Raw genomic sequence first — 15,808 nt, forward strand, 5'->3', positions numbered from 1 at the left:
CAGGTTCTGGCAGACTGGGAAATCGCTTTCCGGGAGGTCTCGTGGTCACGCTGGAGGATGTCGCCAAGCTCGCCGGCGTCTCGCTCGCGACCGCCTCGCGCGTGCTGAACGGCAGCACCCGCCAGGTCGGCGCGGGCCTGCGCAGCCGCGTCGAACAGGCCGCCGACCAGCTCGGCTACCGTACGAACTTCGCCGCCCAGACCCTCGCCAAGGGCGCCAGCAACGTCATCGGCCTGGTGGTGCACGACCTGACCGACCCCTACTTCGCCGCGCTCGCCGACGGCGTCATGCGGGCGGCGGCGGGGCAGGGCCTGCTGGTCATGGTCGGCACCACCCACCGCGATCCCGAGCAGGAGATCGCCTACGTCGCGACCCTGCACGCCCAGCGGGTGCGTGCGGTGCTGCTGGCCGGATCGCGGGTCAGCGACGCGGCCGTCACCAAGCGGCTGCGCGACGAGCTCAAGCGGTACCTCGACACCGGTGGCCGGGTGGCGTGCGTCGGCCAGGACCTGCTCGGCGTCGACACCGTGGCCCCGGCCAACCGCGAGGGCGCCGCGGCGCTGGCCCGATCGCTGGCCGGGCTGGGCCACACCCGCTTCGCCGTCCTGGCGGGTCCCGAGCACCTGGTGACGGCCAGGGACCGCGCCGAGGGCTTCGCCGACGCCCTGGCCGAGCTGGGCCTGCCCGCGCCGAAGGTGGTCCACGGGCCGTTCGACCGCGACGGCGGCCACGCGGCGGCCCGCGAGACGGGCGAGGCGACCTGCGTGTTCGCCGTCAACGACGTGATGGCCGTGGGAGCGCTGGCCTCCTACCGCGAGCGCGGCATCCGGGTGCCGGGCCAGGTGTCGGTGGCCGGGTTCGACGACATCTCGACGCTGCGCGACCACGTTCCCGCCCTGACGACGGTACGGCTGCCGCTGGCCGACATGGGTTCGCGGGCGTTCGAGCTGGCTCTCGGCGACGAGGGCGACACCCGCGTGGAGTCGGTGGCGGGACAGGTCGTGTTGCGCGAGAGCGTGCGATCACTCGTCTGAAGGGACGTTGCGTGAAACTGGCGATGAGTACCCTCGGCATGCCGGGACAGGGGCTGGACGACGCCGTGGCGGTGGCCGTCGCCCATCGGTGCCGGGGGCTGGAGCTGCGCCTGCATCCTGACACGGGGGTGCATGCCGGGCTCGCCGAGGGCGAGCGGGCCGGGGTGCGGTCGAGGATCGAGGCGGCGGGCCTGGAGGTCGCGGCCTTGGCCGGATATACCAGGATCTGCGGCCCGGCCCCCGACGACGAGGTCGTCGAAGGGCTGCTGCGCGACCTGCGCCTCGCCCGCGACCTGGGAGCGCCCGGCGTCCGCGTCTTCCCCGGCGGCGCCGACCCCGAGGTGGGGGCGCGGCGGCTGAGGGCGGTGGCGGACGAGGCCGCGGACCTGGGCGTGAAGGTGTTCGTCGAGACGCACGACCACATGGCGCTCGGCGCGGCGGTGGCCGAGCTGCTCGACGCGGCGGGCACGCCCGGGACCACGGGGGCGATCTGGGATCTGCTGCACCCGTGGCGTCACGGCGAACCTCCGGCGGAGACCTTCCGTCACCTGGCTCCGCACCTGGCCGTGGTCCAGGTGAAGGACTCCGTCTCGGCCACCGACACCACGCCGGTGCCGATGGGGTCGGGCTCGGTGCCGCTGGAGGAGTGCGGTGAGCTGCTGCGCGCCGCCGGGTTCTCCGGCTGGGTGTCGCTGGAGTGGGAGCGAACCTGGTATCCGCACGTCGCCCCGGTGGAGGAGATCCTGCCCGGGGCGCTGGCATGGGTGGAGAAGTTCGGTGAATAAGGTCCTGGTCGTCGGCATGGACGGGCTGCGCGTCGACCGCGTGCACGCCGTACGCCCGCCCGTCCTGATCGGGCTGATGTCCTCCGGGGTGTACGGCACCAGCAGGCTGCCGTACGGCGAGACGGCGGCGCCGAAGACGGAGTCGCCCGGCGAGATCGTGGAATCAGCCGAGGGCGACGGTCGTGACACCGGCGGCCCCGAGGCCGAGGGCGGCCCGGTCGCCGGGACGGGCGGTCGGCGCATCACGGCGCGCACCGACTCGGGACCCGGCTGGTCCTCCATCGCCACCGGCGTCTGGCCCGACAAGCACGGCGTGGCCGACAACGGCTTCGCGGGAGCCGACTACGCGACCTATCCCGACTTCCTGACGAGGGCCAAGCGCGCCGACCCCTCCCTCACCACCTACGCGATCTTCTCGTGGGCGGCCCTGGCCGAGCACGGCGCGTTCGGCACCGAGATCGACGAGCGGGTGGTCTACGACGGCTACGCCGACGGTTTCGGCGCCTGCGACAAGAAGATCGCCGACGCGGCCGAGCGTCACCTCCTGCACGAGAACCCGGACGCGAGCTTCGTCTACTTCGGCGACACCGACGAGATCGCCCACGACCTGGGCCCGCTGTGCGAGGAGTACACCGCGGCCCTGCTGCTGCAGGACGAGGTCCTTGGCCGCCTGCTCACCTCGGTCCGCGGCCGCCCGTCGTACGCCGAGGAGCGGTGGACGGTCGTGGTCACCACCGACCACGGTCATGTCGACGCGGGCGGGCACGGCGGCACCTCCGACGAGGAGCGCACGGTCTTCGTGATCGTCGCCGAGCTCGACCGTGACCGTCCCGCCGCTCTGGAGGAGCCCCGCCTGGTCGACGTCGCGCCGACGGTGCTGCAGCGTCTGGGCGTCACGATCGATCCTTCGTGGGGGCTGGACGGGCGACCCTTGGGGTAACTTTTTCATCACCTGATGAATTAATCGGTCCTTCCGGGTGCACACTGGTGAACAGCAGGCATCCCGGAGGGAAACAGCGCCATGACGCTCGCTTACAGCTTCCACGAGATCGACGCATCGATGCTGGCCGAGGTCGGTGGCAAGGCCGCCAATCTGGGCCAGCTGACCAGAGCGGGGCTGCCGGTGCCGCCGGGAGGCTGCCTGTCGACCGAGGCCTACGGGCTGGTGGCCGCCGGCCTCGACGAGCTCATCGCGCGGGCGCCCGCCGGCGAGCTGGCCGCCCGCGCCCGCGAGCTGCTGCTGGCCGCCCCGGTGCCGGAGAGCGTGCGCAAGGCCGTCGCGGGCATCTACCCGGGCGGTGCGGTGGCGGTGCGCTCCTCCGCCACCGCCGAGGACCTGCCGCACGCCAGCTTCGCCGGTCAGCAGGACACCTACCTCAACGTCGTCGGCGAGGACGCCGTCGTGGAGGCGGTCAGGCGCTGCTGGGCCTCGCTGTGGACCGACAGGGCGGTGGCCTACCGCGAGGCCAACGGCATCGATCACGGGGCGGTGCGGCTGGCCGTGGTCATCCAGCGGATGGTCGACTCCGCCGTCGCGGGCGTGATGTTCACCGCCAACCCGGTCACCGGCCGTCGTCACGAGGCCGTCATCGACGCGAGCCCCGGCCTGGGCGAGGCGGTGGTGTCAGGAGCCGTCAACCCCGACAGGTTCGTCGTCCACGAGGGCGAGATCCTCGAGCGGCACGCCGGCGACAAGCGCATGGCCATCCGCTCGCTGCCCGGCGGCGGCACCGAGCGCGAGGAGCTCGACCACGACGGGTTCTGCCTCACCGACGCGCAGGTCCTGGAGCTGGCCGCGCTGGGCCGCCGCGTCGAGGACCACTACGGCGCCCCGCAGGACACCGAGTGGGCGATTGACGACGGCGGCACGCTCTGGCTCACCCAGGCGCGCCCCATCACCACGCTCTACCCGCTCCCGGCGCACAGGGCCGAGGGACTGCGCGCCTACTTCTCCTTCAACGTCGCCCAGGGCGTCTTCGGGCCGCTCACCCCGCTGGGACTGTCGGGCCTGAAGCTGGTCAGCTCGGGCATGTCGGCGATGTTCGGCTTCCGGGTCGCCGACCGTTTCGCGGGAGCCTCACCCATCACCGACTCCGGCGGGCGCCTGTGGATCGACATCACCCCGGCGCTGCGCAGCCGGGTCGGCCGTGCCGTCCTGCCGCGCATGTTGTCGGTCGGCGAGGCCCGCGCCGGCGTGATCTTCGAGCGGCTGACCGAGAGACCGGAGTTCTCGGTCACCCAGCACTCGCGCCGCCCGTTCCTGCGCCGCATCGGCCGCTTCGCCCGCCGCATGCACGTGCCGTCGCGCGTACGGCTCGCGCTCACGAATCCGGAGCGGGCGATCGCCCTGTCGAAGCGGATCGGCGCCGAACTCGACGCCAGGCTGGGCATCGCCGCCACCGCCACCCCGCTGGAGCGCCTGGACCACGCCGAGCGGGTCCTGCACGCCATCCCGCCCGTCATCGCCTCGATCATGCCCATGGCCCTGACCGGCTACGGCATGCTCGGCCTGGCCTCCCGGTTGTCGGGGATGACGTTGTCGCAGCTGCAGGACGTGCTGCGCAGCGTGCCCAACAACCCCACCACCGAGATGGACCTGGAGTTGTGGCACCTGGCCACCCGCATCGAGCCCTTCCCCGACGTGCCGGTGGCGGAGCTGGTCGCCGCCTACCACGCGGGCACGCTGCCGCAGCGCGAGCAGATCGCCGCCTTCCTCGACACCTACGGCCACCGCGGGGTCGCCGAGATCGACCTCGGCGTGCCCCGCTGGTCCGACGACCCCACCCACATCATCGGCGTGCTGGCCAACTACCTGCGCATGGACACCACAGGGCCCACCCCCGACGTGCTGTTCGCCAGGGGCGCCGCCGAGGCGCAGGCGCTCATCGACCGCGCCGCCGCCCGGGCGGGCCGGGTGAAGGGCCGGGTGGTGCGCTTCGCGCTGGGCCGGGCACGCACGCTCGTCGGGCTGCGCGAGGTGCCCAAGTACTACATCGTCGTCACCCTGACGGCCGTACGGCGCAGCATGGCCGTCGTCGGCGAGCACCTGGCCTCGCTCGGCCTGCTGGAGACGGCCGACGACGTCTACTTCCTCACCCTGCCCGAGATCCGCTCGGCCGTGAACGGCGCGGAACCCGACCTGTGGCGCGCCCTGGTCGCCGAGCGCCGGGCCTCCTACGCCCAGGAGCGGCGCCGCAGGCACGTGCCCCGCATGCTGCTGTCCGACGGCACCGAGCCGGAGGCCCTGGCCGTGGCGGCCGCCGAGGGTGACCTGGTGGGCACGCCCGCCTCCGCGGGCACTGTCACCGGCCCGGCCAGGGTGGTGCTCGACCCGCTCGGCGCCCACCTCGAACCCGGCGAGATCCTCGTCTGCCCCTCCACCGACCCCGGCTGGACGCCCCTGTTCCTCACGGCCGGCGGGCTCGTCATGGAGATGGGCGGCGCGATGTCGCACGGGGCCGTGGTGGCCAGGGAGTACGGCATCCCGGCGGTGGTGGGCGTGCCCGACGCCACCCACCGCATCGCCACCGGTGAGGTGATCACGGTGGACGGGGCCACGGGCACCGTCACCCTGCCGCGAGGGGCGGACGACAGGGCCGCCGCGGGCACCGTCGCCCTGCCGTGAGCGGTGGTCAGAAGCCGCACACGCTCGCGTAGCGCTCCTTCATGGTGGCCACCACCTCGTCGGGGTCGGCGGCCCACACGTCGGCGTTGAAGATCTCCACCTCGACGTCGCCGGCGTAGCCCGCCGCCAGGACGGCACGCGTGATCGGCGCGAAGTCGATCACGCCGTCGCCCATCATGCCGCGCCCCAGCAGCACGTCGGCCGGGAGCGGGTGCAGGTAGTCGCAGACCTGGTAGGAGAAGACACGCTCGCCCGCTCGGGCGATCTGCTCGAACACCTGTGGGTCCCACCACACGTGGAAGGTGTCGACCACCACGCCCACCTGCTCGGCGGGCAGCCGCTCGGCGATGTCGAGCGCCTGCCCGAGCGTGGAGACGACCGCGCGGTCCGCGCAGTACATGGGGTGCAGCGGCTCGATGGCCAGCTTCACGCCGCGCTCGCCCGCGTAGGGCGCGAGCACCGCGAGGGACTCGGCCACCCGCTCGCGGGCGCCGCCCAGGTCACGCGAGAACGACCCGAGCGGCTCGCCGGGAGTGACCCCAGGAAGGCCGCCGACGACCAGTACCAGGCAGGCGGCCTCCAGTTCGGCCGCCTCGTCGACGGCCCGGCGGTTGTCGTCGAGCGACTCGGCCGAGCCGGTGGTCAGGAAGCCGCCGCGGCACAACGAGGAGACGCGAAGCCCCGCCTCGCGCACGAGCTTGACCGACTCGGCCAGGCCCTGCTCGGCGACGTTCTGGCGCCACAGGCCCACGGCCTGCAGGCCGTGCCGTACACACCCGTCGACGGCCTCGGCGACGCTCCACCGCCTGGTGGTCCACTGGTTGAGAGACAGGCTCATCGGCCGTGCACCGCCAGCAAGGAGGTCATGCGGCTGACGGCCAGGTCGGGGTCGGCGAGCAGGCCTGCCTGGTCGGCCAGGCGGAAGACCTCCGACAGGTGGGTCAGCGAGCGGGCCGACTGGGCGCCGTTGACCATGGCGAAGGCGTCCTGGTGGCCGTTGAGCCAGGCCAGGAAGACGATGCCGGTCTTGTAGTTGTACGTCGGCGCCTCGAAGATCTTGCGCGACAACGCCACGGTTGGCTCGAAGATCTCGTCGTAGCGCGCCAGGTCACCGGTGTCCAGCGCGCGCAGCGCCGCCGCGGCGGCCGGGGCGATGGCGTCGAAGATGCCCAGCAGGGCGTGCGAGCCCGACTTGATCAGCGACGGGTAGTTGAAGTCGTCGCCGGTGTAGAGCTTGACGCCCTCCGGCAGCGCGGCGCGCAGCCGTACCTCGTGCTGCTCGTCCAGGAGCGAGACCTTGACGCCGTCGACCATGCCGGCGTGGGCGTGGACGAGCTCCAGGAACGACCGCGTGGCCGTCTCGACGTCGCGTGAGCCCCAGTATCCGGCCAGGTTGGGGTCGAACATCTCGCCCAGCCAGTGCAGGATCACCGGGCGGTCGGCGACGGAGAACAGCTTGCCGTACACCGCGTGGTAGTCGGACGGGCCGGAGGCCAGGCGCGCGAGCTGGCGGGAGGCCATGACGATGACACCCGCGCCCGACGCCTGGACGGTCTCGATCTGCTCGCCGTAGGCGGCGGCGACCTCGTCGAGTGAGGCCGCGTCGGGGCGGTGGTCGGTGCCGGCGCCGAAGGAGACCAGCTCGACCGGGTCGCCGAAGGCGCGGGCCTCGTCGGCGCTGCGCCGGATGAGCTGCTTGCACGCGGCCCAGTCCAGGCCCATGTTGCGCTGGGCGGTGTCCATGGCGTCGGCGATGCGCAGGCCGTACGACCACAGGTGGCGGCGGAAGCGCAGCGTGGCGTCCCAGTCGACGACGGCGGGGGAGCCGGGGGTGTTGTCGCCGAGCGGGTCGGCCACCACGTGGGCGGCGGCGTAGACGACGCGGCTGCGGGCGGGCCCGGCGGGCTTGCCCCAGGAGACGGGCTCGCGCAGGGTGTAGGTCCCTCCAGGCAGGTCGATCGAGGTCACAGCGAGGTCACCTCGACCCTGCGGCCCTCGGCGGACGACTGCAGGCCGAGCTGGGCCAGCTGGACGCCACGCGCGCCCGCGGCGAAGTCGTAGGGGAACGGCGCGTCCTCCAGGACGTGGCGCAGGAACATCTCCCACTGGATCTTGAAGCCGTTGTCGAACTCGCCGTTGTCCGGCACGTACTGCCAGTCGTCGACGAAGCGGTGGGTGACGGGCAGGTCGGGGTTCCAGACCGGCTTGGGCGTGCCCGCGCGCGACTGGAAGCGGCAGTTGCGCAGCCCGGCGACGGCGCTGCCGTGGGTGCCGTCGACCTGGAACTCCACCAGCTCCTCACGGTTCACGCGCACGGCCCAGGAGGAGTTGATCTGGGCGACGATCCCGCCGGACAGCTCGAAGATGCCGTAGGCGGCGTCGTCGGCGGTGGCCTCGTAGGAGTTGCCCTGCTCGTCGACGCGGGTGGGGATGTGCGTGACGGCCTTGGCGTAGACCGACTGGACCGAGCCGAACAGGTTCTCCAGCACGTAGTGCCAGTGCGGGAACATGTCGAGGATGATGCCGCCGCCGTCCTGGCTGCGGTAGTTCCATGACGGCCGCTGCGCTTCCTGCCAGTCGCCCTCGAAGACCCAGTAGCCGAACTCCCCGCGCACCGACAGGATCCGCCCGAAGAAGCCGCCGTCGATGAGGCGCTTGAGCTTGAGCAGGCCCGGCAGGAAGAGCTTGTCCTGCACGACGCCGTTCTTGACGCCCGCGGCGGTGGCGGCGTTGGCCAGCGTGACCGCCTCCTCGACGGTCTCGGCGGTCGGCTTCTCGGCGTAGACGTGCTTGCCCGCCTCGATCGCCTTGAGCACGGCCTTGACCCGGGCCTGGGTGACCTGGGCGTCGAAGTAGACGTCGGCCTCGGCGATGGCGGCGTCCAGGTCGGTGGTGTAGTCGGGAATGTCGTGCTTGGCGGCCAGATCGGCGAGCTTGGCCTCGCTGCGCCCGACCAGGATGGGCCGCAGCTTCACGCGGGAGCCGTCGGCAAGGGTCAGGCCACCCTGCTCGTTGATGGCCAGGACGGACCGGAGCAGGTGTTGCCGGTAGCCCATGCGCCCGGTGACACCGTTCATGGCAATGATCACAACGACTCCTCAGCAAGGGGGTGGGGAAAGCGCTTTCCCAGACGGTACGGCGAGGCGGGTGCGGTCGTCAAGACGAGGTCAGCCCTTGGTCTCCAGACGCACCAGCGCCTTGGCTATCGGATGGGCGGTCAGCTCGACCTGCCACTCGCGCGCGCCCAGCGAGCGCAGGCGGTCGGCCACGGTCAGGTCGTCGATCTCGGAGGGCGGCTGCCAGGTGAGGCGGCGCACGGCGTCGGGCTGCAGGAGGTTCTCCGTCGGCATGCGGTGCTCGTCGGCCAGTGCGGCCACCACGGCACGCGCGGCGGCCAGGCGTTTGGCCGCCACCGGGTCGCGGTCGGCCCACCGGTTGGCGGGCGGCGGCCCGTCGCCGGGCGCGCTGGGCACGGGCAGCTCGGAGTCGGGCAGTGAGCGCGCCCGGCCGATGGCCGCCAGCCAGTCGTTGATGTGGCGACGGGCCGAGCGGGCCGTGAACGCCGTGATCTCGGTCAGCGCCTTGCGGGTGCGCGGCGCCTCCAGCGCGGCGGCGACGATGGCGCCGTCGGGCAGCACCCGGCCCGGCGCGATGTCGCCGTCTCTGGCGATCTGGTCGCGCATGGTCCACAACTCGCGCACCACCGCCAGCGCCCGCGCGTTGCGCACCTTGTGGATGCCGGAGGTGCGCCGCCAGGGGTCGTTGCGCGGCTCCGGGGCCGGGGCGTGGAGCACCGACTCGAACTCCTGGATCGCCCAGCCGAGCTTGCCGCTCTCGGAGAGCTCGGCGTGGAGCACGTCGCGCAGCTCCACCAGCACCTCGACGTCGAGCGCCGCGTAGCGCAGCCAGTCTTCCGGCAGCGGCCTGGTCGACCAGTCGGCGGCCGAGTGGCCCTTCTCCAGCCGCAGCCCCAGCACGGTCTCGACCATCGTGCCCAGGCCGACCCGCTCGTAGCCGAGCAGGCGCCCGGCCAGTTCGGTGTCGAACATGTGGCGCGGCCTGAACCCCACCTCGGCCAGGCACGGCAGATCCTGTGACGCGGCGTGCAGCACGACCTCGGCCGGGCCCACCGCCGCGTCGAGCTCCGACAGATCGGGGCAGGCGATCGGATCGATCAGGGCGGTGCCCGCCCCGGCCCTGCGCAGCTGCACCAGGTAGGCGCGCCCGCCGTAGCGGTAGCCGGAGGCGCGCTCGGCGTCGACGGCGACCGGCCCGCTGCCGCCCGCGAAGGCCGCGACGACGTCGGCCAGCGCGCGGGCGTCGGCGATCACCGGAGGGATGCCCTCGCGGGGTTCGAGCAGCGGGACGACGTCGTTCATCACTTAATCTTACTAACGACGATCATCCTCGCGTCGACGAGGCAGGGCCGCCACGTCGGGAGGCAACGGGGGGATGCCCGCCGCCAGGCACATCAGGTCGCACCAGGCCGCGACATGGGCGGACATGTCCTCCTCCAGCGGAGACCACGAGGCCCGCAGTTCCAGCTCGGTCGTCACCGGATCCTCGGCCTTGTTGCCGAAACCCTCGGAGACCGCCCTGGTCACCGTGCCACCGGCCGCGCTGTAGGCGGCCAGCCGGGTGTCGAGCGCCTCGGTCAGCCAGCTCCACGCCACCGGCCCCAGCAGCGGATCGGAGGTGATCTCCGGCTCCATGTCGGCCCGCACGTAGGCCACCAGCCGGAACGGCCCCTCCCAGCCGCGCTGGCCGTCGGGGTCGAACAGCAGGATCAGCCGGCCCACCGCCAGCTCGTCGTCGTCGCGGTAGACCGACGCGCCGATGGCGGCGGAGAACGGCGCCAGCCGCTGCGGCGCCGGCAGGTCCTCCAGCTCGATCTCCGGCCTGACCTCCGCCGCCCGCAGCGTCTCGACCGCGCGCGCGAACTCCGGCGGGGCCGGCGGACGCTCACCGAGGGTCATGGGGGAAGCGTAGGTCGCGGCGGGCCGGAAGGGGACCACGGGGGTAGTCGTCACGTGACGTCAAGCCGCTGTCCGCACGAGCAGGGCGAGCTGGGGCCCGGTGTGGAGCACGGGCAGGCCCAGGAGCACGGCGTGGCCGCAGTCGACGCACGACCACTCGGGGCACGTGTCCGGCTCGTGTCCGTCGAGGCAGGGCGGCTGCTCGAACAGCCGCTCCCCGGCACAGGTGGCACAGAACCTGTTCATCGCTCGCATGGCCTTTCGTCGGGTAGAGCACCGACGTTGGCACGGCTCAACGACAATTCCCCGCATCGTGCTCGGCGTGTCCCGAAAGTGGTCCTGAATCGACGCCGCGCGGCGGGTTTAAGCAGTTTTGGACAAGAATTGAGGTTGACCGACCGGTGGGGCGACCGCTGAACCCGCATGGGACCCTTGACGGGTGAGTTCAGCCTTCCTCGCCGCCTGCCGCCGCCAGCCCGTCGACCACACCCCGGTGTGGTTCATGCGCCAGGCGGGCCGTTCGCTGCCCGAGTACCTCAAGGTGCGCGAGGGCGTGCCCATGCTGCAGGCCTGCGCCACGCCCGAGCTGGTCGTGGAGATCACGATGCAGCCGGTGCGCCGCTACGGCGTCGACGCGGCCATCTTCTTCAGCGACATCGTGGTGCCGCTCAAGGCCATCGGCGTCGACCTCGACATCAAGCCGGGCGTCGGCCCGGTCGTCGCCGACCCGATCCGTGACGCCAGGGGCCTGGAGGTCCTGCGCGACCTGGAGCCCGACGACGTCGGCTACGTCACCGAGTCGATCAGGGCGCTGGTCGGCGAGCTCGGCGGCACGCCGCTGATCGGCTTCGCCGGAGCGCCGTTCACGCTGGCCTCCTACCTGATCGAGGGCGGGCCGTCGAAGAACCACGACCACACCAAGGCCATGATGTACGGCGAGCCGCGCCTGTGGCACGCGCTCATGGACCGCCTCACCTCGATCGTCGCCCGCCACCTGCGCATCCAGATCGACGCGGGCGCCGAGGCCATCCAGCTGTTCGACTCCTGGGTGGGCGCGGTGGCGCCCGACGACTACCGCGAGTTCGTCATGCCGTACACCAGGCGGATCTTCGAGGCGGTGACCGACGTGCCGCGCATCCACTTCGGCGTGGGCACCGGCGAGCTGCTCGCCCTGCTCGGCGAGGTCGGGGCCGACGTGGTGGGCGTCGACTGGCGCGTGCCGCTCGACGAGGCCGCCCGGCGGGTCGGCCCCGGCAAGGCGCTGCAGGGCAACCTCGACCCCGCCATCCTGCTGGCGCCCTGGGAGGCGGTCGAGCGCAAGGCCACCGACATCCTGCGGCGCGGCGGCCAGGCCGAGGGCCACGTGTTCAACCTCGGCCACGGCGTGCTGCCCAGCACCGACCCCGACCAGCTCAAGCGGCTGACCGAGCTGGTTCACGCGTTCAGGTAGTCGAGGCCGAGCTTGACGATCAGGGCGGCCACCACGCACAGCAGGGTCGCCCTGATGAAGCCTGCGCCCTTGCGCAGGGCCGTACGAGTGCCCAGCCGCGCGCCCATCACGTTGCAGGCCGCCATGCACAGGCCCAGCATCCACATCGCCTGGCCGTGCAGGGCGAACACCAGCAGCGCCCCCAGGTTGGCGCCCAGGTTGACGACCTTGGCGGTGGCGGAGCCGTCGATGAAGTCCAGCCCCAGCAGGCCGGTCAGGGCCAGCAGGATCATCGCCCCGGTGCCCGGCCCGACCAGGCCGTTGTAGAAGGGCAGCACCACTCCCGCGACGGTGAGCGCGGCGACGCTGCGCCCGCGGGCGGGACGCCGCTCGGGCGTGCCGGTGCCCAGGCGGGGCCGCAGCACCACGACGGCCGCCACCACGACGAGCGCGCCGAGCACGAAGGGGCGGAAGACCTGCGCCGGGATCAGTCCCGCCGTGGCCGCCCCCAGACCTGACAACGCCATCGCGCACACCGCCGCGGGCACGGCCAGGCGCAGGTCGATCCTGGCGCCGCGGGCGAATCCGATGGCCGAGGCCGTGGTGCCGGAGATCGACGAGAGTTTGTCGGTGGCCAGGAGGGTCGCGGGCGGCGCGACGGGGAAGGCCAGCAACAGCGCCGGCAGCTGGACCAGGCCCCCGCCGCCCACGACGGCGTCCACCCAGCCCGCCGCCAGCGCGACGGCAAGCAACAACAGCACGAGCTCTGGCTGCACACGATCCCCCGAGATCCCCGAATAACTCGGCCAACGAAGTATCGTGTGTCGCTATCTTTTCGCTTTTTCCGTGCTTTAGACGGGTTCCTTCTCGCGCTCCGGCTCGGCGACCGGCGGCGGGGGAGGAGTGGAGCGGCGGCGCAGCGCCCACGTGGTGACCAGCAGGACCGGCACGATGACGAGCATCCAGGGCAGCAGCGCGCCCAGGACCATCAGCGCCACGCGGACGAAGGACACCAGCGCGTCCCAGCCGCCCTTGAGCCCGTCGAGGAAGCCCGGCGGCTTCTCCTCCTCGGGAAGCGGCTCGGGCGAGACCGGGCCGATCAGATCGAGCGTGATGGTGGCGTGGGCGGTCTGGCGGGCCAGCTCCTTCTGCTGGGCCTGCAGCGACTCCAGCTCCGCGGTGCGGCTGTAGATCTGCTGCTCGACCTCCATGACCTGGCCGACGGTCGTGGCCTGCTTGAGCAGGGCGCGCAGCGAGGCCAGCGACTCCTCGGCCGAGGAGACCCGGCTGTTGATGTCGGCCACCTGCTGCGTGACGTCCTCGGCGGTCTGCGTCGACGACAGCTGCTTGCCCAGGTCCTTGCCGAGCGCGGCCAGCACGCCGGGGTAGGCGGCGGGCGGCACCTTGAACTCCAGGGTGGAGCGCCCCTCCGACTGCTCCGCGGAGCTGGAGTCCTCCTTGGAGACGTAGCCGCCGGCGGCGGTGACGATCTGCTTGGCCTTGGCGCCGGCCTCGAAGACGTCCTTGGCCCGCACGGTGACGCGGGCGACGTAGATGATCTGGCGCTGCTCCTGGGTCACCTTGACCTGCTCGGCGGGCGCCTTCTGGCCGCCCTCGCCGTCCTTCTGCGGCGCGGCCATCGTGGGGGCGACGGGAGCCCCGGCGGCGGATTCCGCGCGGCCGCCCGCGGACGTCCCCATGCCGCCTCCGCAGGCGGTCAGCAGTGCGAGGCACGCCCCTGTCAGCGCCACGCTCACTCGTAATCTCCTCATGCCTTTACAGACGGAATGTCGCGCTCGCGAGTCGTCACGGGGACGTCACGGTACGCGCACCACCGGATCACGCTGAAGGACCGCACCCCGCAGGCGGTAGCGTCGGATGTTGTGGACGCGAATGTGGTGATCGTGGGTGGAGGCATCTCGGGTCTGGCGGCAGCCTGGTATCTGCGCCAGAGCGGGCAGGTGAGAGTCACCGTGCTGGAGGGCTCGCCGCGCATCGGCGGCAAGTTGTGGGCGAGCGAGGTGGCCGGGGTGCGCCTCGACGCCGGCGCCGAGGCGATGCTGGCCCGCCGCCCCGAGGGCAAGGAGCTGGCCAAGCTGGTGGGACTCGGCGACGAGCTGGTCTCGCCCGGCACCACCAGGGCCGCGGTCTACAGCCGCGGCGAGCTGCGCCCGCTGCCCAAGGGACAGGTCATGGGCGTGCCGTCCGACCTGACCGAGCTGGCGCGCTCCGGCATCGTCTCGCCCGGCGGGCTGCTGCGCGTGCCGATGGACCAGATCCTGCCCGCCACCCTGGTGCGCACCGACGTGTCCGTGGCCGCCTACATCCGCGCCCGCATGGGCGACGAGGTGCTGGAGCGCATGGTGGAGCCGTTGCTCGGAGGCGTCTACGCGGGCCGGGCCGACATGCTGTCGCTCGACGCGACCATGCCGCGCGTCGCCACCCTGGCGCGTTCCGAGCGCTCCCTGCTCAGCGCCGCCCGGCAGATCGCGGGCGAGGCGCCCAAGGACGCCGGGCCCGTCTTCACGACGCTGCGCGGCGGGCTGGGCAGCCTGCCCGAGGCGGTCGCCAAGGCCTCGGGGGCGGAGATCAGGACCGGCGTCACCGTGCGGGAGCTGCACCGCCTCGAACACGGCTGGAGGCTGGTGACAGGGCCGGTTCCGGCGCCCGAGACGATCGAGGCCGACGCCGTCATCCTCGCCGTGCCCGCCGCGCCCGCCGCCAGGCTGCTCAGGCGCGAGGTGCCCAAGGCCGCCGCGGAGCTTGGCCGCATCGAGTACGCCAGCATGGCCATCGTCACGCTCGCCTACCCCGCCTCCGCCTTCCCCTCCCTGCCCGAGGGCAGCGGCTACCTGGTGCCCTCGATCGAGGGACGGCCCATCAAGGCGGTCACCTTCAGCTCCATCAAGTGGCCGCACCTGTCGCAGGACCTGGTGCTGGTCCGGTGCTCGATCGGACGGCTGGGCGAGGAGCACCTGCTCCAGCGCGACGACGGCGAGCTGGTCTCCCTGGCCATGGCGGAGCTGGCCGAGGTCAGCGGGGTGCGCGGGCTGCCGGTCGACACGCGCGTCACCCGGTGGGGCGGGGCGCTGCCGCAGTACAACGTCGGCCACCTCGACCGGGTGGCCAGGATCCGCGCCGCCGTGGCCGTCCAGCCGGGACTGGAGGTCTGCGGGGCCGCCTACGACGGGCTCGGCGTGCCCGCCTGCATCGCCACCGCGCGTACGGCAGCGGCACGCGTGCTCAGTAGGGTTGAGGCATGACTGAACGGCTCAAGGCGCGCGACCTCAACCAGGTGATCCGCTACACGATGTGGTCGGTCTTCCGCACCACCGAGCCCTGCCCCGGCAACCGCGAGGGCATGGCCGACGAGGTCGAGCAGCTGCTGGAGCAGGCGTCGCGCAAGGACGTCGTGACCCGTGGCGTCTACGACGTGGCGGGCTTCCGCGCCGACGCCGACTACATGTTCTGGTGGCACGCCTCCACCCCCGAGGACCTGCAGGACGTCTACTCCCGCTTCCGCCGTACCAGCCTGGGCCGTCACAGCGAGCCCGTCTGGTCGGCCATGGCGCTGCACCGTCCCGCCGAGTTCAACAAGTCGCACATCCCGGCCTTCCTGGCCGAGGAGGAGCCGCGCGGCTACGTGTGCGTCTACCCGTTCGTGCGCTCCCTGGAGTGGTACCTCCTCGACGACGCCGAGCGCCGCAAGATGCTCGCCGAGCACGGCCAGATGGCCCGCGACTACCCCGACGTGCGCGCCAACACCGTCGCCTGCTTCGCGCTCAACGACTTCGAGTGGATGCTCGCCTTCGAGGCCGACGAGCTGCACCGCATCGTCGACCTGATGCGCCACCTGCGCGGGGCCGAGGCGCGCAAGCACACCCGCATCGAGATCCCCTTCTACACCGGCGTGCGCAAGCCCGTGCAGGAACTCCTCGCCGGCCTGCCGTAAGACCGTT

15 protein-coding genes are annotated in these 15,808 nt (G+C 72.3%); 7 read left to right on the top strand and 8 right to left on the bottom strand.

Annotation, left to right across the window (positions count from 1 at the left end):
- The first annotated feature begins 41 nt into the window (after positions 1–41).
- The 4 genes from HNR30_RS29115 (at position 42) to HNR30_RS29130 (ending at position 5,444) form a co-directional block, all read left to right on the top strand.
- Positions 42–1,034 (top strand): LacI family DNA-binding transcriptional regulator, encoded by a 993-nt coding sequence (locus HNR30_RS29115; RefSeq protein WP_181613255.1) that lies wholly within the window; start codon positions 42–44, stop codon positions 1,032–1,034.
- Between the two features lie 11 nt (positions 1,035–1,045).
- Positions 1,046–1,819, top strand: coding sequence for a sugar phosphate isomerase/epimerase family protein (locus HNR30_RS29120; RefSeq protein WP_181613256.1), 774 nt, complete (start codon positions 1,046–1,048; stop codon positions 1,817–1,819).
- Complete coding sequence (locus HNR30_RS29125) at positions 1,812–2,759, top strand: alkaline phosphatase family protein (protein ID WP_220134142.1); 948 nt, start codon at positions 1,812–1,814, stop codon at positions 2,757–2,759. The genes HNR30_RS29120 and HNR30_RS29125 overlap by 8 nt, the downstream gene beginning before the upstream one ends.
- 81 nt (positions 2,760–2,840) lie before the next feature.
- Positions 2,841–5,444 carry a PEP/pyruvate-binding domain-containing protein gene (locus tag HNR30_RS29130; RefSeq protein ID WP_181613257.1) on the top strand — a complete coding sequence of 868 codons (2,604 nt, stop codon included), beginning with the start codon at positions 2,841–2,843 and terminating at the stop codon, positions 5,442–5,444.
- A 7-nt stretch (positions 5,445–5,451) separates the two neighbouring features.
- Here HNR30_RS29130 and HNR30_RS29135 read toward each other — a convergent pair whose 3' ends face one another.
- The 6 genes from HNR30_RS29135 to HNR30_RS29160 form a co-directional block, all read right to left on the bottom strand.
- Positions 5,452–6,282, bottom strand: a complete 831-nt coding sequence (locus HNR30_RS29135) for a sugar phosphate isomerase/epimerase family protein (protein ID WP_181613258.1) — start codon at positions 6,280–6,282, stop codon at positions 5,452–5,454.
- Positions 6,279–7,412, bottom strand: a complete 1,134-nt coding sequence (locus HNR30_RS29140; protein WP_181613259.1) for a dihydrodipicolinate synthase family protein — start codon at positions 7,410–7,412, stop codon at positions 6,279–6,281. Before HNR30_RS29140 ends, HNR30_RS29135 begins: the two co-directional genes overlap by 4 nt.
- The gene (locus tag HNR30_RS29145) at positions 7,409–8,521 is read right to left on the bottom strand and encodes a Gfo/Idh/MocA family protein (protein WP_220134205.1); all 1,113 of its coding nucleotides are present in this window, start codon (positions 8,519–8,521) and stop codon (positions 7,409–7,411) included. The genes HNR30_RS29140 and HNR30_RS29145 overlap by 4 nt, the downstream gene beginning before the upstream one ends.
- A gap of 90 nt (positions 8,522–8,611) precedes the next feature.
- Positions 8,612–9,823, bottom strand: coding sequence for an HRDC domain-containing protein (locus HNR30_RS29150; RefSeq protein WP_181613261.1), 1,212 nt, complete (start codon positions 9,821–9,823; stop codon positions 8,612–8,614).
- 12 nt (positions 9,824–9,835) lie between these two features.
- On the bottom strand, positions 9,836–10,420 hold the full coding sequence (locus HNR30_RS29155) for a DUF3000 domain-containing protein (protein ID WP_181613262.1): 585 nt from the start codon (positions 10,418–10,420) through the stop codon (positions 9,836–9,838).
- Positions 10,421–10,480: 60 nt separating this feature from the next.
- A complete protein-coding gene (locus tag HNR30_RS29160; protein WP_220134143.1) occupies positions 10,481–10,666 on the bottom strand; it encodes a hypothetical protein in 186 nt (61 codons plus the stop codon).
- Between the two features lie 256 nt (positions 10,667–10,922).
- Here HNR30_RS29160 and hemE point away from each other — a divergent pair, with 256 nt between their 5' ends.
- Positions 10,923–11,870 carry a uroporphyrinogen decarboxylase gene (hemE, locus tag HNR30_RS29165; RefSeq protein WP_246379677.1) on the top strand — a complete coding sequence of 316 codons (948 nt, stop codon included), beginning with the start codon at positions 10,923–10,925 and terminating at the stop codon, positions 11,868–11,870.
- On the opposite strand, the gene HNR30_RS29170 is transcribed toward hemE, so the two are convergent.
- Entirely contained in the window at positions 11,855–12,625 is a 771-nt protein-coding gene (locus HNR30_RS29170) for a sulfite exporter TauE/SafE family protein (protein WP_181613265.1), read from the bottom strand. The genes hemE and HNR30_RS29170 overlap by 16 nt on opposite strands.
- 75 nt (positions 12,626–12,700) lie before the next feature.
- Entirely contained in the window at positions 12,701–13,606 is a 906-nt protein-coding gene (locus HNR30_RS29175; RefSeq protein ID WP_181613266.1) for a DUF4349 domain-containing protein, read from the bottom strand.
- A 126-nt stretch (positions 13,607–13,732) separates the two neighbouring features.
- On the opposite strand from HNR30_RS29175, the gene hemG reads away from it, so the two are divergent.
- The gene (gene hemG / locus HNR30_RS29180) at positions 13,733–15,112 is read left to right on the top strand and encodes a protoporphyrinogen oxidase (protein WP_312894717.1); all 1,380 of its coding nucleotides are present in this window, start codon (positions 13,733–13,735) and stop codon (positions 15,110–15,112) included.
- On the top strand, positions 15,109–15,801 hold the full coding sequence (gene hemQ, locus HNR30_RS29185) for a hydrogen peroxide-dependent heme synthase (protein ID WP_181613268.1): 693 nt from the start codon (positions 15,109–15,111) through the stop codon (positions 15,799–15,801). The genes hemG and hemQ overlap by 4 nt, the downstream gene beginning before the upstream one ends.
- Positions 15,802–15,808: the final 7 nt, after the last annotated feature.

Source organism: Nonomuraea soli (assembly GCF_013761175.1).
Classification (GTDB): Bacteria; Actinomycetota; Actinomycetes; order Streptosporangiales; family Streptosporangiaceae; genus Nonomuraea; species Nonomuraea soli.